Origin of the sequence: Halomonas sp. SIMBA_159, assembly GCF_046536035.1 — a bacterium.
Taxonomy (GTDB): Bacteria; Pseudomonadota; Gammaproteobacteria; order Pseudomonadales; family Halomonadaceae; genus Vreelandella; species Vreelandella venusta_A.
Map to the genome: position 1 here is coordinate 1 of NZ_JAWJBT010000174.1, position 368 is coordinate 368.

A 368-nucleotide genomic window follows, 5' to 3' on the forward strand; every position below is an offset into this window, starting at 1 on the left:
CTCCGACCAACAACATACTGAGGACCGCAAAGGCGATCATTGCATCGAGTAGAATGAAGCCTCGGCTGTGAGATCGCTTAGAACGCAAGCTCGTTCACCTCCAATATAGCGCCCATTAGAGTGTAAACCAGCAGGCCAATACCGCTACCGAGGACAAGGGTTAACACCGGTGTTAGGAGCGTTATAAAACGCTGGGCCGATTGCTCAACCTGGGCATTCATTGCCATGGACAACGCATTCAAGGTAAGAGTGAGCCGGTTGGTCTGCTCGCCAATCCGAAACAGCTCCCGAAAAGTAGGGGGGACAAGCTGGCTGGTATCGAAAACAGTAGCAGCATGACGCCCCTCTTCTAGGGCAGTAGCCGCGTT

At 53.3% G+C, this 368-nt stretch carries 1 protein-coding gene; it reads right to left on the reverse strand.

Annotated features, from left to right (window positions below; genetic code table 11):
• Positions 1 to 77: 77 nt before the first annotated feature.
• A partial coding sequence (locus tag R0J87_RS18875) for a type II secretion system F family protein (RefSeq protein WP_498888135.1) occupies positions 78 to 368 on the reverse strand: 291 nt, incomplete at its 5' end.